Origin of the sequence: Haloarcula onubensis (assembly GCF_031624605.1) — an archaeon.
GTDB lineage: Archaea > Halobacteriota > Halobacteria > Halobacteriales > Haloarculaceae > Haloarcula > Haloarcula onubensis.
Genome location: NZ_JAMQOS010000005.1, coordinates 199,534 through 220,123, shown reverse-complemented (window position 1 = coordinate 220,123; position 20,590 = coordinate 199,534). Strand labels below are relative to the sequence as shown.

Annotated in this window: 15 protein-coding genes; 7 read left to right on the top strand and 8 right to left on the bottom strand. The window is 68.0% G+C overall.

Features of this window, described 5'->3' with window-relative positions:
* The first annotated feature begins 47 nt into the window (after positions 1-47).
* From NDI86_RS15695 to hmgB, 3 genes are all read left to right on the top strand, one after another.
* Positions 48-3,737 (top strand): PKD domain-containing protein, encoded by a 3,690-nt coding sequence (locus tag NDI86_RS15695; protein WP_310901384.1) that lies wholly within the window; start codon positions 48-50, stop codon positions 3,735-3,737.
* A gap of 113 nt (positions 3,738-3,850) precedes the next feature.
* Entirely contained in the window at positions 3,851-6,754 is a 2,904-nt protein-coding gene (locus NDI86_RS15690; protein ID WP_310901383.1) for a PA14 domain-containing protein, read from the top strand.
* A 61-nt stretch (positions 6,755-6,815) separates the two neighbouring features.
* Positions 6,816-8,153 (top strand): hydroxymethylglutaryl-CoA synthase, encoded by a 1,338-nt coding sequence (hmgB, locus tag NDI86_RS15685; protein ID WP_310901382.1) that lies wholly within the window; start codon positions 6,816-6,818, stop codon positions 8,151-8,153.
* A gap of 21 nt (positions 8,154-8,174) precedes the next feature.
* Here hmgB and NDI86_RS15680 read toward each other — a convergent pair whose 3' ends face one another.
* Together NDI86_RS15680 and NDI86_RS15675 are read right to left on the bottom strand one after the other, a co-directional pair.
* The gene (locus NDI86_RS15680) at positions 8,175-8,882 is read right to left on the bottom strand and encodes a helix-turn-helix domain-containing protein (RefSeq protein WP_310901381.1); all 708 of its coding nucleotides are present in this window, start codon (positions 8,880-8,882) and stop codon (positions 8,175-8,177) included.
* 51 nt (positions 8,883-8,933) lie between these two features.
* Positions 8,934-9,515 (bottom strand): type IV pilin domain-containing protein, encoded by a 582-nt coding sequence (locus NDI86_RS15675; protein ID WP_310901380.1) that lies wholly within the window; start codon positions 9,513-9,515, stop codon positions 8,934-8,936.
* A 76-nt stretch (positions 9,516-9,591) separates the two neighbouring features.
* Here NDI86_RS15675 and NDI86_RS15670 point away from each other — a divergent pair, with 76 nt between their 5' ends.
* Positions 9,592-10,563 carry a TIGR03885 family FMN-dependent LLM class oxidoreductase gene (locus NDI86_RS15670; RefSeq protein ID WP_310901379.1) on the top strand — a complete coding sequence of 324 codons (972 nt, stop codon included), beginning with the start codon at positions 9,592-9,594 and terminating at the stop codon, positions 10,561-10,563.
* A gap of 110 nt (positions 10,564-10,673) precedes the next feature.
* On the opposite strand, the gene NDI86_RS15665 is transcribed toward NDI86_RS15670, so the two are convergent.
* A complete protein-coding gene (locus NDI86_RS15665) occupies positions 10,674-12,266 on the bottom strand; it encodes an alpha-amylase family protein (protein ID WP_310901378.1) in 1,593 nt (530 codons plus the stop codon).
* Between the two features lie 134 nt (positions 12,267-12,400).
* Between NDI86_RS15665 and NDI86_RS15660 the strand changes: the two genes are divergently transcribed.
* Both NDI86_RS15660 and NDI86_RS15655 read left to right on the top strand, forming a co-directional pair.
* Complete coding sequence (locus NDI86_RS15660) at positions 12,401-13,903, top strand: replication factor C large subunit (protein WP_310901377.1); 1,503 nt, start codon at positions 12,401-12,403, stop codon at positions 13,901-13,903.
* Between the two features lie 82 nt (positions 13,904-13,985).
* Positions 13,986-14,372 carry a hypothetical protein gene (locus NDI86_RS15655; protein WP_310901376.1) on the top strand — a complete coding sequence of 129 codons (387 nt, stop codon included), beginning with the start codon at positions 13,986-13,988 and terminating at the stop codon, positions 14,370-14,372.
* Positions 14,373-14,374: 2 nt separating this feature from the next.
* Here the strand turns inward: NDI86_RS15655 and NDI86_RS15650 are convergent, their stop codons facing one another.
* The 5 genes from NDI86_RS15650 to NDI86_RS15630 all read right to left on the bottom strand — a co-directional run bounded on the left by NDI86_RS15650 (position 14,375) and on the right by NDI86_RS15630 (position 18,140).
* Positions 14,375-15,352 (bottom strand): amino acid ABC transporter permease, encoded by a 978-nt coding sequence (locus NDI86_RS15650; protein ID WP_310901375.1) that lies wholly within the window; start codon positions 15,350-15,352, stop codon positions 14,375-14,377.
* Positions 15,349-16,092, bottom strand: coding sequence for an amino acid ABC transporter ATP-binding protein (locus NDI86_RS15645; RefSeq protein ID WP_310901374.1), 744 nt, complete (start codon positions 16,090-16,092; stop codon positions 15,349-15,351). Before NDI86_RS15645 ends, NDI86_RS15650 begins: the two co-directional genes overlap by 4 nt.
* Positions 16,089-16,760 (bottom strand): amino acid ABC transporter permease, encoded by a 672-nt coding sequence (locus tag NDI86_RS15640; protein WP_310901373.1) that lies wholly within the window; start codon positions 16,758-16,760, stop codon positions 16,089-16,091. Before NDI86_RS15640 ends, NDI86_RS15645 begins: the two co-directional genes overlap by 4 nt.
* A 4-nt stretch (positions 16,761-16,764) precedes the next feature.
* Entirely contained in the window at positions 16,765-17,562 is a 798-nt protein-coding gene (locus NDI86_RS15635) for a basic amino acid ABC transporter substrate-binding protein (RefSeq protein WP_310901372.1), read from the bottom strand.
* Positions 17,563-17,639: 77 nt separating this feature from the next.
* Complete coding sequence (locus NDI86_RS15630; RefSeq protein ID WP_310901371.1) at positions 17,640-18,140, bottom strand: COX15/CtaA family protein; 501 nt, start codon at positions 18,138-18,140, stop codon at positions 17,640-17,642.
* A 113-nt stretch (positions 18,141-18,253) separates the two neighbouring features.
* Here NDI86_RS15630 and NDI86_RS15625 point away from each other — a divergent pair, with 113 nt between their 5' ends.
* Complete coding sequence (locus NDI86_RS15625; protein WP_310901370.1) at positions 18,254-20,509, top strand: NADP-dependent malic enzyme; 2,256 nt, start codon at positions 18,254-18,256, stop codon at positions 20,507-20,509.
* The last annotated feature ends 81 nt before the right edge of the window (positions 20,510-20,590 follow it).

The window sequence follows — 20,590 nt, the reverse complement described above, 5'->3', positions numbered from 1 at the left end:
GATAGCCGGCGGATAGGTTTTTAAGCAGTAGTACGCAAGTAGTCGGCATGGATTTGGTCGGGGACCGGCGGGGACAGTCCATCCAGGTCGGCGCCGTGTTGCTGTTCGGAGCCCTCATCATCGCCTTCGCCAGCTACCAGGCCTTCGTCGTCCCCGACCAGAACCGCGGGGTGGAGTTCAACCACAACCAGCAGGTCCAGTCGGAGTTACAGGACCTCCGCAACGCCATCGTCTCGGTCGGCGGGTCCGACGAGCGCCGCAGTGTGACCGTCGCACTCGGCACCAGATATCCGAGTCGGCTGGTCGCCCGGAACCCGAGCCCGCCCAGCGGGTCGCTGGAGACGGTCGGGACCGACAGCGACAGCGTCGGTCTGCGGATATCCAACGCACAGGCAGCAGGCGAGAGCGCCCGCGAGACCGGCGACTTCTGGAACGACAGCCAGCGCTACACCACCGGCGTCCTCCGCTATCGGCCCAGCTACAACGTCTACGCCAGCGCCCCGACCACGACGTACGAACACACCGTCCTCTACAACCGCTTCGACAGCGGCACCATCACGCTCGCCAACCAGTCGCTCGTCGACGGCACCGAAATCTCGCTGGTGGTGCTCAACGGCACGCTGTCGCGGGCCTCGACTGAGGCCACGTCGGTCGACGTCCGGGCGGTCAGCAGTTCGACCGAGCGCGTCCGCATCGAGGACGACGGCACCGGGCCGGTCAACATCACGTTCGCCTCTACCCGCTCGGCGGCCTACTGGGACTTCCTGGAGAACACCCAGCCCAGCGTCACGAGCGTGACCAACGCCTCCAGCGGGAACGGCTTCTACAACGTCAGCGTCGAACTGCAGCAGGGCCAGACGTACACCCTCAAACTGACGAAAGTCGGTGTCGGAACCGGCGTGACCGGCGAGGACGCCGCCTACCTGACCGACGTCGAGGGCGACGGCGCGAGCGTCTCACAGGGCGAGACCACCGAGTTGACGCTCGAAGTGCGCGACCGGTTCAACAACCCGCCGGACGACATCTCGGCCGTGCGCGTGAACGCGTCGGTCGCCGGGAGCGGGTCGCTCCGGTCGACCTCGAAGGTGCCCGACGAGGACGGCCAGGTGACGTTCACGTACGAGGCCCCATCGAGCGGGACCGGGTCACAGGAGGTTCAGTTCAGCTACGTCGGCATCGACGGCAGTTTCGATGCCACGACACGACAGAACGTCTCGATGACGGTCGACGTTACGGCGCCGTCAGGTGGCGGCGGGGGCGCGTACGCCGTCACGTGGACACGACCGCCGTTCAGCCAGCGCATTGTCAGCGAACAGTTGGTGTTCCGCGACGGGAGTTCGCCACTGACCGAGTCGGTCGGTCTCCGGTCCATACCGTTTCTCGCGCGAGCTACCGGCAGCGGAACTACGGTGGCCTACGCGACGCTGGATTACAGTGTGAGCGACGGGGTGGTCGTCCGTCCCGTTCCGACGGTGGGTGAGACGGACGGGAGCGGGTACAACGGAACGGTGGTGCAGTGGCAGTCCGACGGACGGTCATCGGTGTTCGTCGCCAGTGGAGGGACCGGCGACGAGGCGACAGCGACGTTCGACCGACTGCTCAACGAGAGCTTCGAGCATCCCAACAACGCACTCGTCTCGAACGGGTGGCAGTACAACAACAGTGCTGGTGAGGGCGATTCGGGCGTCGTGTCGTCTGTGACTGCTCCGGCGGGGTCACGCGTAGCCTACATCAGTGGGCCCGCGAGCACGACGGCCGACAGAGCCGTCGAACTCAATTACACGCTCGATACAGGCAACTACGACACGATATCCGTGAGCTACGTCGCACGGGAACCGACAGCGGATGACGACGCGGACACGCCCGACAGCGGGAGCAACTGGGAACCCGGTGAGAACCTTCGAGTACAGTACCTGGCCAGCGACGGCTCGTGGGTCACTATCGACAATATTTCCGCACAGGAGGGCGACCGGAGCGTCCCCTACGACCAGTACCGACGAACCGTCATCGAGGACACTGCAAACGCGTCCCACAGCGGCTTCCGACTCCGCTTCGTTCAGCGCGAGACGACGGCCGACGACGAGTGGCGGATAGACGCCGTCGACGTCGTCGGCGCCACCACGTCGTCGGTGACTGCCCAGAATCAGGCGCCGGTCCCGGCGTTCCGATACAGCCCCGATAGTCCGACGAGCGGTGAGTCCGTCACATTCGACGCGAACCGTTCGGACGACCCGGACGATTCGGATATAGCGAGCTACCAGTGGGACTTCGGCGACGGAACGACTGCGAACGGAGAGCAAGTGAGCCATAGCTACGGCAGTGACGGGTCGTACACAGTCACGCTGACAGTCACGGATGGTCGTGGCGCGACGGCGACGACGACCCAGACAGTGTCCGTCGGGAGTGGCGGTGGCGGCGGTACTCGGGACCCTGGCTTCGCCTACGAGGACGTGAACCAGGATGGACTGTACCAGTCTGGAACCGACACGCAACTCTCCAAGTCGACCCTGCAGGGAACCTACTCGGCCGGGGCCGGCAATGGACTCGTCGTCCCCGACAGCGTTGGGGCGTTCAACACGAACACCGATATTGACTGGTCGGCAGACGGGATGTTCGTCGGGGTAGATGTCAGCGACGATTCGAGCGTCACCCTCGACGCCGGCTCCGGACAGCTAACCCTCGACGGCACGCAGGTACAGTCACTCGGCGCCATCACCGCGACCGGTGACACGGTGGACGTCGGCGGTGTCTCGGTCGACAACTACCGGAACGGCAACGGCAACGGACAACCGGTCCAGATAACCGCCACCGGCGGCAGTCTCAGCGCCGCGAACCTGCAGGTGGCGGCGCCGAACGACATCACGCTCGACGGGGACGGTGTCACGGCGACCGGCGCGACGCTCGACAACTACCAGAACGCAAACGGCGCCGGAAGCATCGACGTGACGGCCGGTAGCGGAACGGCCGACCTCGGCTCCGCGACGGTCCGGTCGCTGGACGACATCAACGTCACCGGAACCGACGTGACCGTGTCGGGCGCCACGCTCGACAACTATCAGAACGGCAACGGCAACGGCCGTGCGATTCGCCTGGAGGCCAGCGGCGGTGACGTGACCGCGACGAACAGCGCCACGGTCGACTCGTACAACGATATCGTGGTCTCCGGGACGAACGTCGACGTCTCGACCGCGACGCTCGACAACGACCAGAACGCAAACGGCGCCGGGAGCATCGACGTGACGGCCACAGACAGTCTGACGGGTACCAGCACCTCGTTCCAGTCGCTCAACGACATCAACGTCACCGGAGGGACGGTGGACGTCTCCAGTGCGACCGTGAACAACTACCAGAACGGCAACGGCAACGGACGGGCGGTGCGCGTGGACGCGACCGCCGGTTCCCTGACGGGAACCGGTCTCAACGTCGACAGTAACGAGGCGATACGGCTCACCGGGGACACCATGGACATCTCGGATTCGGACCTGAACAACTACCAGAACGGCAACGGCCAGGGAGACATCCGGCTCGAGACCCGGAGCGGCGACATGGTCGTCGAACGGGCCGTGTTGACCACGAACGACGCCAACCGTGCCTTCGTAGCGGACACGTCCGGCGACGACCTCTTCGTCCAGAACGGCGAGTTCTATCAGGGTAACACGAACGGTAACAACGGGTCGCTCGTCAACGAGAACAACGTCGATGTCAACGGGACTCCCGCCCGCGGGAGCGTCTCGTGACCGCCGGCGTCGGCAGGCCCGTCTGGCGCGCCCTCCCGTCGCCCGTCGGCCGTTCTCACGCTCTGTAATCGCCCGCAACGGTCTTATCCGGAGTTACCCCACGTAGACCCAAGATGGAGGGGCGGGCACAGTCCGAGTCGATAGGCGTCGTCCTGCTGACGGTGGTCGTCGTCGTCACCGTCGGTGTCGGCGGCGCCGCGGTACTCGGTGGCGTCGCCGACGATGTCGACAGCGCGAGCGCCCCGCTCGTCGATTTCAGCGTCGAGATAACGGCCGACGATATCACCATCACCCACGGCGGTGGCGACGTCGTCGCCCAGTCGGAACTGACGGTCATCGCGCGCGGCGAGACCACGACGGAACGCTACGGGTTCGACGCCGCCAACGTCTCCGGCGACGACGATGGGCAGTTCGAGCCCAGCGAGCGGTTCCGCCGGGACCACGACCTGGTCGGGCCCCGGGTCGAGGTGACCGTCGTCCACGGCGCCTCGAACACCGTCCTCGTACGCGAGTCACTCACCGTCGGCGAGCCCGGCGAGGGGCTCCCGCCGACCGCCCGCTTCAGCGCCAGCCCCGACGACCCCGATCCCGGAGAGACGGTGACCTTCGACGCGTCGGCGTCGGGCGACGACGACGGCGCTATCGTCGAGTACCGCTGGGAGTTCGGCGACGGGACGACTGCGACGACGACGGCCCCGACGGTCGAGCACACCTACGGCAGCGAGGGCAACTACACGGTCACTCTGACCGTCGAGGACGACGACGGGGCGACCGACACCGCGTCGGAGACCTACCGGGTGACGGACCGTCGGGCGCCCGACGGCCCGAGCGACGTGACAGGGGGGCTCGCCTACGAGTACTACGAGGGCACGTACACGAGCCTGCCGGACTTCGAGGCCGAGACGCCGGTGCGGGCCGGCGAGGTCGACGGCTTCGACATCTCCGTGCGCGACCGCGACGAGAACTTCGCGTTCCGGTACACCGGCTACGTCGAGGTGCCCGAGGGCGGGGAGTACACGTTCACCACCGATTCGGACGACGGGAGCCGACTCTACATCGGCGAGGAGCTGGTCGTCGAGAACGGCGGCCTCCACAGCGCGACCGAGGCGTCGGGAACGATAGCGCTCCAGCCCGGGCGACACGCCATCACTGTCACGTTCTTCGAACACACCGGCCAGGAGGCACTCGACGTGCGCTGGAGCGGGCCCGGCGTCACCGACGGCCAGTCGCTCCCCGAGAGCCGGCTCTACCGCAACGCCACGCCGACCGCGGCCTTCACCGCGGACTGTGACGCGCTCACCTGTTCGTTCGACGGCAGTCCCTCGACGGCGCCCGGAAGCAGCGTCAGCGGCTACGACTGGGACTTCGACGGCGACGGCGTCACCGACGCCACCGGCCAGTCCGTCACGCACGACTTCGCCGGCGGCGGCGACTACGACGCGACGCTCACCGTCACGACGGCCGACGGGGAGACGGCGACGGCCGAACGGACCGTCACCGCGGTCGAGCCCCGACCCGCCGCGGCCCCGGGCGACACGACGGCGGGGCTGGCCTACAGCTACTACGAGGCCGACCCGCTGGACGACCGGAGCGACCTCCAGCCGTCGGCCATCGTCCGCAACGGGACGACCGACCAGTTCGACCTGGAGCCGACCCACCGCGAGGAGAACTTCGCGTTCCGCTACACCGGCTACGTCGAGGTGCCCGAGACCGGCAACTACACCTTCTATACGACCTCCGACGACGGCAGTCGGCTCTCCATCGGTGACGAACTCGTCGTCCGGAACGACGGGCTCCACGCCGCACGGACCCGCGGCGGCGAAATCGCGCTCGAAGCGGGCAGACACCCGATTACGGTGACGTTCTTCGAGCACACCATCGACGACTCGCTCGTGGTCGAGTACGAGGGCCCCGGCGTCGCCAGACAGGAGATTCCGGCGAGCGCGCTCTCCCGCGACGTGGCGACCGCCCGGTGGGAGTCCGCCGCCGACTGGGACGGGAGCGCCAGCGCCGCAGGCGTCGTCCACGACGGGGCCGGAGACCGGCAGGCGGACCGACTGCAACTTGGCTATCCGACCACGGACAGCGGCGGGTCCAGTCTCGTCGGCTACTGGCCGCTGGACGGGGCGGGCGCGGCCGACGCCAGCGGGAACGGCTACGACGGGACGCCGAACTCGGTCACGTCCGGTGTCCCGGCCGTGCTCGGGACGACCGGATACGGCTTCGCGGACACCGGCTGGGTCGGCGTCGACGGCTTCCCGAATCTCGACCGGGAACTGACCGTCTCGGCGTGGATACGGACGACCGACAACACCGAAGACGGCCAGCGGATATTCGCCGACGACGAGGGCAACACCGGGGGGTATGCCCTCTCGCTCGGAGACGGTGGCACCGGGCGACTCCGCTTTTACTCGCGGAACCTCGGCACGGTGAGCCTCGACACCGGCCGGGTCATCGAGAACGACCGGTGGTACCACGTCGCCGCCGTGATGAACCAGTCGAGCGGCGAGCGGCGAATCTACGTCAACGGGAGCCTCGTCGCCAGCGACACATACAGCGGCGCGTGGGGCACCGACGACGGCGTGGCTTCTATCGGCGGAGAGACGGCCGACGGCGAGACCGACAACCGCTTTGCGGGGACTGTAGACGAAGTCCGCGTCTACGACCGCTCGCTGTCGGCCGCCGAGGTGTCGAGGCTCGACCAGACCGGCCGGAGCGGGACGGTCACGACCGGAACCAGGACGCTCGACTACGCCGTCTCACCCTCGGAACTCTCGCTCGACAGCGTCAGCGCGACCCGGCCGGCCGGGACCACAGTGGCGGTCACCGTCCTGTCGGACCCCGACGGCGACGGGACCTTCGAGGAGCGGTCGGACACCGTCACACTCGACGGCAGTGCGAGCTACGACGTGACCGGCCTCGTCAGCGAGAGCCGCCGCTACCGTCTCGAAGTCGAACTCGCCGCGCCGAGTCCGACCGCCACGCCGACCGTCGGCCGCCTGGCGCTGTCCGGGTAGTTCGACTGTTGTCGAACTAGTGGTCGACAGTCATTTATACGTACGCGCTGACCCTCCAGCAATGACCGCAGTCGGCATCGACGCGATGGAGATCTGGACGGGAAAGCTGAAACTGGACCTCGCGGAGACGTTCGCGCCGGCACAGGGGGACGACCCCGGGAAGTACACGAAGGGGCTGGGCCTGCACGCCTCCTCGTTCCCGGACGTCCACGAGGACATCGTGACCATGGCGGCCAACGCCGCCCATCGGCTGATGGAGCGCAAGGGGCTCGAACCGGCGGACATCGGCCGCATCGACGTGGCCACGGAGTCCTCGTTCGACAACTCGAAGCCCGTCTCTACCTACGTCGCGGGCTGTCTGGAGAAGGTGTACGACGGGGACTTCCACCACGCCAACAAGGGCGAGCGGAAGTTCGCCTGCATCGCCGGGACCCAGAGCTTAGACGACGCCTACAACTGGATTCGCGCCGGCCGCAACCGCGGCCGGGCGGCCATCGTCATCGCCACGGACACGGCCCTCTACGCCCGGGACGACCCCGGCGAGGCCACCCAGGGCGCCGGCGCGGTGGCGATGCTGGTCGCCGAGGACCCCGACCTGGTTGAGCTATCGCCCGAGCAGGGCTTCGGGAGCGCCGACGAGACCGACTTCCTCAAGCCGAACCAGCAGTTCCCCTCCGTCGACGGCAAGCGGTCGGTGAACGTCTACCTCGCCCGCATGCGCGAGGCGCTCGACGACTTCGCCTCGGTCGCGGGTGAGATTCACCCCGAGGACTATCCCCTCATCCCGTTCCACACGCCGTTCCCGGGGATGGTCCGGAAGGCCGCCGCGCTGGGCTACCGGCACATCATCCGCGATACGGAAATCGAGGACGAACTCGCCGAGGAAATCGGCTATCAGCCGGTGCCCGAGGCTTTCGACAGCGACGACGAGTTCTACGAGGCCATCCGGGAGTACACCGACGCGCTGACCGAGACCGAACGCTATCAGGCGTGGTACGCCGAGACCATCGACCCCACGCTCGAACTCTCGCGTCACGTCGGCAACTGGTACACCGGGTCGGTCCACATCGCCCGCGCCGCCGGGCTCAAGCACGCCCGCGAGCACGGCCGCGACTTAGACGGCAGACAGTTGCTCGTGGCCTCCTACGGCTCCGGCGCCCAGGCCGAGGTCCACGCCGAGACCGTCGTCCCCGGCTGGGAGGACGAAATCGCCCAGCTCAACGTCGACGAGCAGGTCCGCAGGCGGTACGAACTCAGCTTCGAGGAGTACGAGCAGATTCACGACGTCCACAACCACGACGCCGAGGCCGACGCCGACTCGCTGACCGAACCTAGCGCGGAGTTCGTCTTCGACGGCTGGGGACGGATGGGCGAGCGGACGTACAAGTACATCGACTGAGCGCTGTTTTGCTGGCGCCGTTCAGGGCAGTCCGCGCAGGCCTTCGAGCACCACGTCGAGGTCGGCGTCGGTGACCGCGAGCGAGACGTCGTCGACGCGGGCGAGGTCCGGGGCGTGTTCCCAGATGTCGTCGCTGTCGAGCCCGTGCAACACGACGGCGCTGGGCGTCGGCGAGAGCACCCGCATCGCCACCAGCGGGGACTCGCCACGCGTGACGCCGGTAAAGACCAGCGCCCGGTTCGTCGACTGGCCGTAGAGCTGGTGGAACTGGTCCGAGGAGAGGCGGGTGATGGCGGCGATGGAGTTGATGACGGTGTGGCCGGCGACGGTGTCGGCCCCGCCGCGATACAGCTCCTCGGCGTCGATGGCGTCGTACACCCGGTCGACGCCCACGGTCGCCGGATACTCCCGCAGGTCGTGGACCACCTCGCTGTCGAAGCCCGAGGAGAGCACGCGGGCGTACTGGCGGATGTGGTCGCCGCCGCGGTCCTCGTCGATGTCCAGCAGGGCGCCGACGAGTCGCCGGACGACGCCGATACCAGGGTTGTCGCGGCGGCCGCTCTCGTAGTCCGAGACCACGGACGGCGAGACGTCCAGTCGGTCTGCGAGTTCGGTCTGGGCCACGTCGAAGTCCGTCCGCCACTTCCGGAGCGTCGCGCCCGGGTCGTCGCTGAGTGCGACCTCGCCGGCGATTTTCTCGGCGAGTTCGTCGCGGACGCCCCGTGCCATTAGCCGACCCGAGGGCAGTCGCGGACAAAAGCGTACCGGAGAGCGGGGGAGCTACGCCCTGATTCGCTGGTCGACGACGACGGCGTCCGTGGGCGTGTGAACGAGTCGGACGACGACGCTGTCGCCGGGGTCGAGCCGACAGGCACGCGTCGCCAGGCGGAACTGGGCGGTCTCGCCGGCGGACCACTCGCCGTCGTCGTCGACGTCGCCGGTGCCGATGGGGCCCTCCACCGAGTTGGCGGCGTTGTCGAAGACGTCGTCGCCGCGGACGTACCGACTCGTCGGCCGCGGGTCGTCGCCCTCGATGGGGAGGTTCACCAGTCGGCCGGTCTGCCCGCAGGCGTCCGTCGCGTCGACGACGAGTTCGAGGTCGCTGACCGTGAGGGTGTCCCCGCCCTCGTGGGTGAGGCGGACGACCTGCTCGTCGTACCGGCCGCCGCCGGCCGCGTATCGTTCGTAGGTCCCGCTGGACTGAGAGACGACCGGCGCGGCGCCGGTCAGTTCGTCGGTGAGCCCCACCGCTGTCGCCGAGACGGTGGCGGCGAGTACGAGTGTGAGTCCGACCAGCAGGACCACGCCGACGACCGGAGAGAGTGCGCGGTCGGTCGAGCGCCGGGGCGAGGGTGGGAGCACACGGACACTGGCCGCGCCATCGGAGATAAACCGTCGCCCGGCCACCCTTTTCCTATTGGCGATACAATATGACTCGATGCCCGACTTTGGCTACCACGCGTCCCACGAACAGTTCGCGCCCGGCGACCTCGTGGCTCGTGCGCGCGAGGCGGAGGCGGCGGGCTTTACCGACGTGCTCGCGTCGGACCACTTCCAGCCCTGGAGCGAGCGCCAGGGGGAGGCCGGGTTCGTCTGGTCCTGGCTGGGGAGCGCGATGGAGGCGACATCGCTGACCTACGGCACCGTCAACGCGCCGGGCTATCGCTACCACCCGGCCGTCGTCGCGCAGGCGGCCGCCACGCTCCGGTCGATGTACCCCGAGCGGTTCTGGCTCACCGTCGGGAGCGGGGAGCTACTGAACGAACATATCACCGGCGAGCGCTGGCCGACGAAAGAGGAGCGAAACGCCGTCCTGGAGGAGAGCGTCGCGGTGATGCGCCGACTGTGGCGCGGTGAGACGGTGACCCACCGGGGACACGTCACCGTCGAGGAAGCCACGCTGTACACGCGCCCGGAGACGCCCCCGCCGGTGTTCGGGGCCGCGCTGTCGACCGAGACGGCGGCGTGGCTGGCCGACTGGGCCGACGGGATGCTGACCGTCGCCACGCCCGACGTCGACCGTCTGGCGCGCATCGTCCGGGCGTTCCGCGACCGCGCCCCCGACAAACCCGTCGCCGTGAAAGCCCAACTCTCCTACGACGCGGACGAGGAGACGGCGCTTGCGGGCGCCTACGACCAGTGGCGGACGAACTGCGTGGCCGGGCCGGTCGTCGAGAACCTCCGGACGACCGAGCAGTTCGACACGGCCGGCGAGAGCGTCAGTCGCGACGAGGTGCGACAGAACGTGCAGGTGTCGGCGGACCTGGACGAACACCGGTCGTGGCTGGCCGACATCGCGGCCCTCGACGTGGACAGGGTCTACCTGCACAACGTCAACCGGCGACAGGAACAGTTCGTCGAGCGGTTCGGGGACGCGGTGGTGCCGGCGCTGGCAGGCGGCGACCGCTGAGCGAGTCGCGTTCGAGCGTCGCCCCCGCCGCAGTCACTCGAAATCCGCCCACTCTCGCCCGTGTGTGCTGAGCGTGCTCTCGACGCGGAACCACCGGTAGTCGTACGCGCTCAGTTCGAACTCGTAGCCCCGTCGGCGTCCGGTTCGTGGGCTTCGCCCGCGAAGATGTCGAACAGAATCGGGTCGCCGTCCAGGTCGAAAGAGACCGAGGTGGGCTCCTCGGCCAGGTTGTGGGCCATCACCACGGCGTCGTCCTGCCAGGCGCAGCGGTGGACCAGTACGGCCGGGTCGGCCGTGGCGACGACGACGAACTCGCCCCACCCTATCTCGGGGTGCTCCCGGCGCGTGTGGACGAGCCGCTGGACCCAGTTGCACAGCGAATCGGGGTCGACGCGCTGGTCGGTGACGTTGACTTCCTCGTAGCCGAACGGCCCCTCGTCGACGACCGGGGCCACGAGGTCGTCCTCGTCGGCGGTCGAAAAGCCAGCGTTGCGCTCGCTGCTCCACTGCATCGGCGTCCGCACGGCCGTCCGCCCCTCCAGCGAGAGGTCCTCGCCCATGCCGATCTCGTCGCCGTAGGTCAACATCGGCGTCCCCGGCAACGAGAACAGCAGGCTGAAGGCGTTTCGCACCCGGCGCCCGTCCCCGTCGAGCATCGGCGCCAGCCGGCGCCGGATGCCCCGGCCGTAGATGCGCTGGTCCTCGTCGGGGGCGAACGCCTCGAAGACGTCCGCTCGCTCCAGTTCGAGGAGCCGTTCGAGGTCGAGTTCGTCGAGGTTCCGCAGGAAGTTGACCCACTGGCCGTTCGACGGTATCGACGGCAGCAGCCTGAGCCCCTCGATGACGGGTTCGACGTCCTCGCGGGCCAGCGCCAGGAACAGGTAGTTGTCGAGCAGGAAGTTAAACAGCATGTCGAGTTCGTCGCCGGTGCCGAAGAAGCTGTCCAGTTGGCTGGGCTCGACGTCGGCCTCGCCCAGCAGCACCGCGTCGCCGCGCTGTTTCCGGACGAACTCGCTGAAGTTCCGGAGGACGCCGTGGGGGTCGTCGGGCTCGGTCGAGGGAAGGCCCTTGCGCTGGACGATGTGGGAGGCGGCGTCGAGGCGGAAACCGTCGACGCCCAGTCGGAGCCAGAACCGCAAGATGGCGCGTATCTCCTCGCGGACGTCCGGGTTCGAGAAGTCCAGACCCGGCTCGAAGTCGTAGAAGCGGTGGAAGTAGTAGGCCTCGGCGGCGTCGTCGTACGTCCAGACGCTGTCGGTCTGGCCCGGCAGTATCGGTTCGGCCTCGGTGTCGACGTCGTCGGGGTCGTCCGTCCAGACGTAGTAGTCGCGGTACTTCGAGTCGGGGTCCTCGCGGGCCCGCTGGAACCACGGGTGCTGTCTGGAAGTGTGGTTCACCACGAGGTCGACGATGACGCGAATCCCCCGGGTCTCGGCCTCGTCCATGAACTCGGCGAAGTCGCCGAACGTCCCCAGACGGTCGTCGATGCCGTAGTAGTCGCTGACGTCGTAGCCGTTGTCCCGGCCCGGCGAGGGGTAGAAGGGGAGCAGCCACAGGCAGTCGACACCGAGTCGGGAGAGGTAGTTCAGCCGCCGGGTCAGCCCCCGGAAGTCCCCGATACCGTCGCCGTCCGAGTCGTCGAACCGACCGACGTCGACGGCGTACAGCACGCTGTTCTTGTACCAGTGGTCGCTGACACTCATCCTACCGCGAGGTAGGGGCGCCAGCGGGTAACATCCTGTGACACCAGTGACAGCTCCGTCTGAAGGCGGCCACACTGAGTCGCGACGGCGGTCCTCCGCAACCCCTAAACGACCCTCGCGCCAACCACGGACCAATGGACTGGACCGAGAAGTACCGCCCGAGCACGCTCTCGGAGGTACGGGGGAACAACAAGGCCCGCGACAGCCTAAGAGAGTGGGCCGACACGTGGGACGACCACCGCCAGGCCGTCATCCTCCACGGGACGCCCGGCGTGGGCAAGACCTCCGCGGCCCACGCGCTCGCGTCGGACATGGGCTGGCCGACCATCGAACTCAACGCAAGCGACTCCCGGACCAAGGACGTCATCGAGCGGGTGGCCGGCGAGGCCGCCAAATCGGGGACGCTGACCGCCGGCGGGAGCGGCCGCCGACTCGTCGTCATGGACGAGGCCGACAACATCCACGGCAACGCCGACCGCGGCGGCGCCCGCGCTATCACTTCGCTCGTCAAGGAGGCCGGCCAGCCGATGATTCTCATCGCCAACGAGTACTACGAGATGAGCAACGGGCTGCGCAACAACTGCGAGGACATCGAGTTCTCCGCGGTCCAGAAGCGCTCTATCGTCCCCGTCCTGCGGGATATCTGCCGGAAGGAAGGCGTCGAGTACACCGACGCCGCCATCGAGGACATCGCCGAGCAAAACAGCGGCGATTTACGGGGTGCTATCAAGGACCTCCAGGCGACGGCGGAGGGACGCGACCGCATCGAGGCCGACGACTACGTCTCGGGCGAGCGCGACACCTCCTCGGGCATCTTCGAGTACCTCGACGTGGTGCTGAAGGAGGGCGACGCCGAGGACGCCCTGAAAGGCAGCTACGACGTCGACGAGACCCCCGACGACCTCATCAACTGGATAGAGGACAACATGCCCAAGGACTACGAGGGCGCGGAACTCGCGCGGGCCTACCACGCCCTCTCGGACGCCGACCGCTGGCTCGGGCGGGTCCGGGCGACGCAGAACTACTCGTTCTGGCGCTACGCCGGCGACGCGATGACCGCCGGGGTCGCCGCCGCCCGCGACGGGAAGAAGGGCGGCTGGACGCGCTACGGCCCGCCCAGCTACTGGTCGAAACTGGGCCGCTCGAAAGGGGCGCGGTCGACGCGGGACCACATCGCCCAGCAGATAGCGACCATCGACGGCGTCTCCATGCGGACGGCCCGCCGGGAGGTGATGCCCTTCCTCGCGACCATGACCCACCACTGCAAGAACCGCGAGTTGACCGTCGCGATGGCCGCGACCTACGAACTCGAAGCCGACCACGTCTCCTTTATCACCGGCTCCGGGGAGTCCACGAACAAGGTCCAGTCAATCGTCGAGGACGCCGAGCAACTGCGGGCGGCGGCGGCCGTCGAACACTCCGGCGGGGCCTTCGAGGGCGCCGTGGCGAACGGGGCGGGCGACGGGACGGAAGCGGTGGAATCAGGGGAGACGGAGGACGACGAGGCGGCCGACGACGGCGGGCAGGCGACGCTGGGCGGGGCGGCGAGCGACGACAGCGACGAGCCCCAGGAAGACGTCGGCAGCGACGCCGCCGAAGACGACGACCAGCAGTCCGGGCTGTCGGATTTCATGTGAGAGCGAGCCCGCTCCGGCCGAAGATAAACGCCAGTCATACTCCGCGACAGCGGATTTCCGCCACCCCGCGCATCGACCGGCCATGAGCGACGGCTACGCTATCGTCGACCCCGAGGCGGTTCCCGACGACCGGTTCCAGACCTGCGAAACGACAGTGCGGCGGCTCACGGAGCCGCTGGGCGCCGAGGAGATGCGCCTCAATCAGGTCGTCGTCGACGCCGGCGAGGTGACGACACCACACACGCACGAGGGCCAGGAGGAGGTGTTCGTGGCGCTGACCGAGGGTCAGATAGCCATCGAGGGCGAGGTACACGACGTGCCCCGTGGCGGCGTCGTCCGCGTCCACGAGGACACCGTCCGGAACCTCTGTAACCACACCCAGACGAATCACGTCTGGCTGGCTATCGGCGCGCCGCCGGTCGGCACAGCCGAGGATTTCGGCGCGTACGTCGTGGCCGACGAGGAGTGACGCTACCGCCGCCCGCCAAGGCCCGGAATCGCCGTCCGGTCCTCGACGAGGTTCATGAGGACCGAGGCCGAGACGACCAGCGCGATGTAGAACAGGCCCGCGAGCACGTACAGTTCGGTGTACTGGAACGTGTCGTTGGCGATAGACTCGGCCTGGAAGAACAGCTCACGGACGGTGATAAACGCCGCCAGCGAGGAGTACTTGATGAGGTAGACGAGCTCGTTCGACCAGCCGGGAATCGCGTAGCGAAGCCCCTGGGGAAGGACGACGTAGCGGATGCCCTCGCGCTTCGAGAGCCCGATAGAGCGGGCCGCCGTGAGCTGTCCGGCGTCGACCGACTCGAGCGCCGACCGGATGTACTCGGCCTGGTAGGCCGCGCTGTTGATGGTAAAGCCCAGTATCGCGACCAGCGCCGCCGTCCCGGGGAGAAAGCCCGCCCCGACGCCGGGAATCTCCCTGACGATTTGCGTGAGCGGGAGGCCGAAGTACAGCACGAACAGCTGGGCCAGCAGCGGCGTCCCGCGGATGAGTTCGGTGTACGACAGCGAGAGCCAGCGCAGCCCCCGCCCGCCGTACACCCGCGCGACCGACAGCGGCACGGCGAGGACGAACCCGAGCGCGATGCCGGCGACGGTGAGGACGATGGTGAGCCACGCGCCCCGCGCCAGCGCCGGGAGCGACGGGATGGCGCCGGCGACAAAGGAGAGCAGGCCGGCCACGAAGTCGAGCGGCCCGCCGACGACGCCCATCGAGGCCGCCGTCGCGGCGAGCGACTCGGCGGCCGAGGCGAACGGCTCGGCGGGGAAGAAGGACTGGTCGCCGGGGACCGCGATGGATTCGGGGAGCAGGAAGTCGTTGACCCAGCGGACGACCAGCCACCCCCAGAACGCCGCGAGGCCGAGCCAGGCCCACGGCCGGTCGGTGTCGACGTCGATTGTCGTCCTGACCTCGTCGGCCACGGTGGATTCCTCGGCGCTCATCGGTGCTCGCCCGACTGGAGGCCGGTGAGGAACGTCTCGGTGCGGTCGTGTGCCGGTCGTTCGAACAGCTGTTCGGGCGGGCCGGACTCGACGATGCGGCCGTTATCGAGGAAGTGGATGTCGTCGGCGGCCGACCGGGCAAAGCCCATCTCGTGGCTGACCACGAGCATGGTCATCCCGCCCGCGGCGAGGTCGGCCATCACGTCGACCACCTCGCCGACGAGTTCCGGGTCGAGCGCGCTGGTGGGCTCGTCGAACAGCAGCAGTTTGGGCTCCATCGCCAGCGCGCGGGCGATACCGACCCGCTGTTGCTGGCCGCCGGAGAGTTCGGCCGGGTAGGAGTCGGCCTGGGCCGCGAGCCCCACCTGGTCGAGGTGGTCCGCGGCCGCGTCCCGGGCCTCGGCCTTCCCCATGCCCCGCACTCGTTTCAGCCCGAGCGTGATGTTCTCCAGGGCCGTGAGGTGGGCAAAGAGGTTGAAGTCCTGGAACACCATCCCGACCTCCTGCCTGAGTTCGTTCACGTCCGTCTCCGGGGCGGTGACGTCGGTGTCGTCGAGCCAGATATGGCCGCTGTCGACGTCGGTCAGACGGTTGATACAGCGCAGCATCGTGGACTTCCCGCTGCCGCTTGGCCCCATCAGGACGTCGACGTCCCCGCGGTCCATCTCGAAGCTGACGCCGTTCAGTACCTCCTCGTCGCCGTACGATTTGTCGACGTTCTCGACTCGTAGCAGTGTCATCTCTCCTCTCCCGATGGAATCGCGTAGTAGTCGGCCAGCCGGTCCAGCCCGCGGTTGGTCGCGAAGGTCAGCACGAAGTACATCGCGCTGATGACCAAGAACACCTCCAGGACGGCCGTCGAGCGCCCGCTCTGTGTGAACAGGTCGTACCCCCGCGTCAGCAGCTCCGCGAGGCCGATGGCGAAGGCGATGCTCGTGTCTTTCAGCACGATGGTGAACTCGTTTTGAAAGCCCGGCATGCTCCGGCGCAGCGCCTGCGGGACGACGACGTGTCGGATGGCCTCGAACCGGCTCATCCCGACGGCGCGAGCGGCCTCTAGCTGTCCCTCGTCGACGCTCTGGAGCGCCCCGCGGAAAATCTGTGACTGGTAGGCCGCGCTCCGCAGTCCCAGCCCGACCGCCGCCGTCACGAACGCCGACTGCGAGATGGAGACGACGAAAAACAGCATGAGCATGATGACGACGATGGGCGTCCCTCGCAGGAGGACACCGGCCGTGCTCACGACCCGCTCCAGCAGGCCGTCGCCGTACACTTCGATGGCCCCGGCGGGGAAGCCAAGCAGGAAGCCCACGGCGAGGGCGGCGAGCGTGAGGCCGACGGTGACCCCCGCGCCGGTCAGCAGGTAGTCGACGTTGTCGAGGACGAACGCCCAGTCGCCAGCCTGCATGGGATTACTCGCCGAACCACTTCTGGGTCAGTTCCTCGTAGGTGCCGTCCTCCCGTACCGTCGACAGCCCCTCGCTGAGCGCGGTCTGGAGCGCGTCGTCGTCCTCGCGGACGCCGAACCCGAACTTCTCGCCGGTCTCGTAGACGAACTCCACCTCGACGGGCCGGTTCGCCGCGAACGTGTTGGCGACGGGGACGTCGATGACGACGGCGTCGACGTTGCCGTTCTGCAGGTCCTGGATGGCGAGGACGTAGTTGTCGTAGGCGTTGTACTGGCTCTCGGTTATCTCGTCGCCGACGAGTTCGCTCTGGACCTCCTCCTCGCCGGTGGTCCCCTTCTGCGCGCCGATAGGGTGGTCTGCGAGGTCCGAGAGGCTCCCCGGCGAGAAGTCCCCGTCGGAGCGGACGACGATGGCCTGGTCCGAGGAGTAGTACGGCTCGCTGAAGTCGATGGTCTCGTCTCGGTCGTCGTTGATGGTCATCCCGGCCGCGATGACGTCGATGTTGTCGTTGACCAGCGCGGGCGTCAGCGAGTCGAACTCGAACTCCTCCCAGCCGCTGAGGGTGTACTCCGTCTGCTCGACGACGGCCTCGAGCAGGTCGATGTCGAAGCCGACGAGTTCGCCGCCCTCTTTCATCTCGAACGGCGGGAACCCCGGCGCCGTCCCGGCCGTGATGGTCTGTTCGTCCTCCCCGTTACTACCGCTGTCGTCGCCGCCGAGACAGCCGGCCACAGCGAGCGTGGCGGCCGTCCCGCCGACAGTGGTCAGGTACTGCCGCCGCGAGCGTCCTTCGTCTGACATACCCGTCCATCGTAGCATGTGAAAATGAGTGTTACGAACGATACAACGCCTGTTGTAAGACAGACGACAGCCCGGGCTCAGTCCGAACTCGGCGTGGCGTCCGTCTCTGCGCCCGAGTCGGCCGGCGATTCGGCGCCCGCCGACGTCGCGGGCGCGTCGAACGACCAGGCCGTGGCGGCGACCATCGCGACCAGGATGGTCAGCGCGGCGGCGTGGTGGAGCACCTGCGCGAGCGCGCCGAAGTTGAGGATGGTGTTTGCCCCGAGCAGTATCTGGACCGGTAGCACCACGGTGGCGACGGCGGTGGCGTACTTGATGCGCGAGGCGTAGTCGCCGCGCCAGGCGGCCACGGTGGAACCGAGGATGGCGAAGCCGGTTATCATCGCCACGAGGCGGTGGAACCACTCGACGAAGCTCGCCCAGTTGGCCGGGAACAGGCCCATCCAGCCGTCACACAGCGGCCAGCGCGCGCCACAGGTCAGGCCGGCGCCGATGGCCCCCGTGTACACCCCGAGCAGGATGAGCGCGAAGGTCAGCGCCGTCGTCGCCGTGAGCAACTGGCGGAAACGGGTGGTCATAGTCGACACTGCGGACTCGACGTACTTATGAATCGCTCTTTGCGGTCGCGACGGGTCCGATACCCGCCCATGACCCAGCGTACATTTATACGGGCGCCTGACCGCGTACCCCTATGGGACTCGACGAGGACGCACTGGAGTATCACAGTCAGGACCCGCCCGGGAAGATAGAGATAGCGACGACGAAGCCGACCAACACCCAGCGTGACCTCTCGCTGGCGTACTCGCCGGGCGTGGCCGCCCCCTGCGAGGAAATCGCCGCCGACGCCGAGGCGGCCTTCCGGTACACGGCGAAGGGCAACCTCGTCGGCGTCGTCTCCGACGGGACGGCGGTGCTGGGACTGGGCGACATCGGCCCCGAGGCGTCGAAACCGGTGATGGAGGGCAAGGGCGTGCTGTTCAAGCGCTTCGCCGACATCGACGTCTTCGACATCGAACTCGACACGGACGAGGACGTGGACGTGATGGTCAACGCCATCAGTGCGATGGAGCCGACCTTCGGCGGCGTCAACCTCGAAGACATCGGGGCGCCCGAGTGTTTCGAGGTCGAGCGGCGACTCCGCGAGACGATGGACATCCCCGTCTTCCACGACGACCAGCACGGTACGGCCATCATCTCCGGGGCGGCGCTGGTCAACGCCGCGGACCTCGCCGGCAAGGACATCGCCGACCTCGACATCGTCTTCTCCGGCGCGGGCGCGAGCGCCATCGCGACCGCCGAGTTCTACGTCTCGCTGGGCGCGAAACGCGAGAACATCACGATGTGTGACTCCTCGGGCATCATCACCGCCGACCGGGCCGACCACGAGAAGTTAAACGAGTTCAAGTCCGCCTTCGCCCGCGACGTGCCCGAGGGCGACCTCGCGGACGCGATGGACGGCGCGGACGTGTTCGTCGGCCTCTCCGTGGGCGGCATCGTCTCGGAGGCGATGGTCCGGTCGATGGCCGAGGACCCGATCATCTTCGCGATGGCGAACCCGGACCCCGAAATCGACTACGAGACGGCCAAACACGCCCGCGACGACACGGTCATCATGGCGACCGGTCGGTCTGACTACCCGAACCAGGTCAACAACGTCCTGGGCTTTCCCTTCATCTTCCGGGGTGCGCTGGACGTGCGCGCGACGGAAATCAACGAGGCGATGAAGGTCGCCGCCGCGGAGGCGCTGGCCGATCTGGCGCGCAAGGACGTCCCCGACGCGGTCGTGAAGGCCTACGGCGACCAGCCCCTGCAGTTCGGCCCCGAGTACATCATCCCGAAGCCGCTCGACCCGCGGGTCCTGTTCGAGGTGACGCCCGCCGTCGCCGAGGCGGCGATGGAGAGCGGCGCGGCCCGCACCGAACTGGAGCACGACACCTACGTCGAGGAACTCGAAGCCCGCCTCGGGAAATCCCGCGAGATGATGCGCGTCGTACTCAACAAGGCCAAGAGCGACCCCAAGCGCGTGGTGCTGGGCGAGGGCGACGACGAGAAGATGATTCGGGCGGCCTACCAGCTCGTCGACCAGGGCATCGCCGAACCGGTGTTACTGGGCGACGCCGAGAAGATAGAGGCCACCCGGCGGCGGTTCGGGCTCGAGTTCGACCCCGTGGTCGTCGACCCCGAGACCGCCGACATCGAGGCCTACGCCGACCGGCTGCACGAACTGCGCCAGCGCAAGGGTGTCACTCGCCGCGAGGCCGGCGAGTTGCTGCGCAACGGGAACTACCTGGGTAGCGTGATGGTGGAGATGGGCGACGCCGACGCGATGCTGACGGGGCTGACCCACCACTACCCGCGGGCGCTGCGCCCGCCGCTGCAGGTCATCGGCACCGCCGAGGACGCCGACTACGCCGCCGGGGTCTACATGCTGACGTTCAAGAACCAGGTCGTCTTCTGTGCCGACACCACCGTCAATCAGAACCCCGACGCCGACGTGCTGGCGGAGGTGACCCGCCACACCGCCGACCTGGCTCGGCGGTTCAACGTCGAGCCCCGCGCCGCGATGCTGTCGTACTCGAACTTCGGCAGCGTCGACAACGCCGGGACCCAGAAACCCCGCGACGCCGTCGCCAAGCTACAGGCCGACGACCGCGTCGACTTCCCGGTCGACGGGGAGATGCAGGCCGACACCGCCGTCGTCGAGGACATCCTCACCGGCACCTACGAGTTCTCCGAACTCGACGCCCCCGCGAACGTGCTCGTGTTCCCGAACCTCGAAGCGGGCAACATCGGCTACAAACTGCTCCAGCGGCTGGGCGGCGCGGAGGCCATCGGCCCGATGCTCGTCGGGATGGACAAGCCGGTCCACGTCCTCCAGCGCGGCGACGAGGTCAAGGACATCGTCAACCTGGCGGGCGTGGCTGTGGTGGACGCACAGCAGGAGTAACGCCTCGCCCGAGCACGGCAAGGGCGAGCCGTTTTCGCCCACGTTTTTCGAGGAGCCCGCCTCGGAACGAGCGAGGCGAGT

Coding starts and splice junctions, on each gene's coding strand:
- NDI86_RS15695 (WP_310901384.1), top strand. CDS start 48: ATGGATTTGGTCGGGGACCGGCGGGGACAGTCCATCCAGGTCGGCGCC.
- NDI86_RS15690 (WP_310901383.1), top strand. CDS start 3,851: ATGGAGGGGCGGGCACAGTCCGAGTCGATAGGCGTCGTCCTGCTGACG.
- hmgB (WP_310901382.1), top strand. CDS start 6,816: ATGACCGCAGTCGGCATCGACGCGATGGAGATCTGGACGGGAAAGCTG.
- NDI86_RS15680 (WP_310901381.1), bottom strand. CDS start 8,882: ATGGCACGGGGCGTCCGCGACGAACTCGCCGAGAAAATCGCCGGCGAG.
- NDI86_RS15670 (WP_310901379.1), top strand. CDS start 9,592: ATGCCCGACTTTGGCTACCACGCGTCCCACGAACAGTTCGCGCCCGGC.
- NDI86_RS15665 (WP_310901378.1), bottom strand. CDS start 12,266: ATGAGTGTCAGCGACCACTGGTACAAGAACAGCGTGCTGTACGCCGTC.
- NDI86_RS15660 (WP_310901377.1), top strand. CDS start 12,401: ATGGACTGGACCGAGAAGTACCGCCCGAGCACGCTCTCGGAGGTACGG.
- NDI86_RS15655 (WP_310901376.1), top strand. CDS start 13,986: ATGAGCGACGGCTACGCTATCGTCGACCCCGAGGCGGTTCCCGACGAC.
- NDI86_RS15650 (WP_310901375.1), bottom strand. CDS start 15,352: ATGAGCGCCGAGGAATCCACCGTGGCCGACGAGGTCAGGACGACAATC.
- NDI86_RS15645 (WP_310901374.1), bottom strand. CDS start 16,092: ATGACACTGCTACGAGTCGAGAACGTCGACAAATCGTACGGCGACGAG.
- NDI86_RS15640 (WP_310901373.1), bottom strand. CDS start 16,760: ATGCAGGCTGGCGACTGGGCGTTCGTCCTCGACAACGTCGACTACCTG.
- NDI86_RS15635 (WP_310901372.1), bottom strand. CDS start 17,562: ATGTCAGACGAAGGACGCTCGCGGCGGCAGTACCTGACCACTGTCGGC.
- NDI86_RS15630 (WP_310901371.1), bottom strand. CDS start 18,140: ATGACCACCCGTTTCCGCCAGTTGCTCACGGCGACGACGGCGCTGACC.
- NDI86_RS15625 (WP_310901370.1), top strand. CDS start 18,254: ATGGGACTCGACGAGGACGCACTGGAGTATCACAGTCAGGACCCGCCC.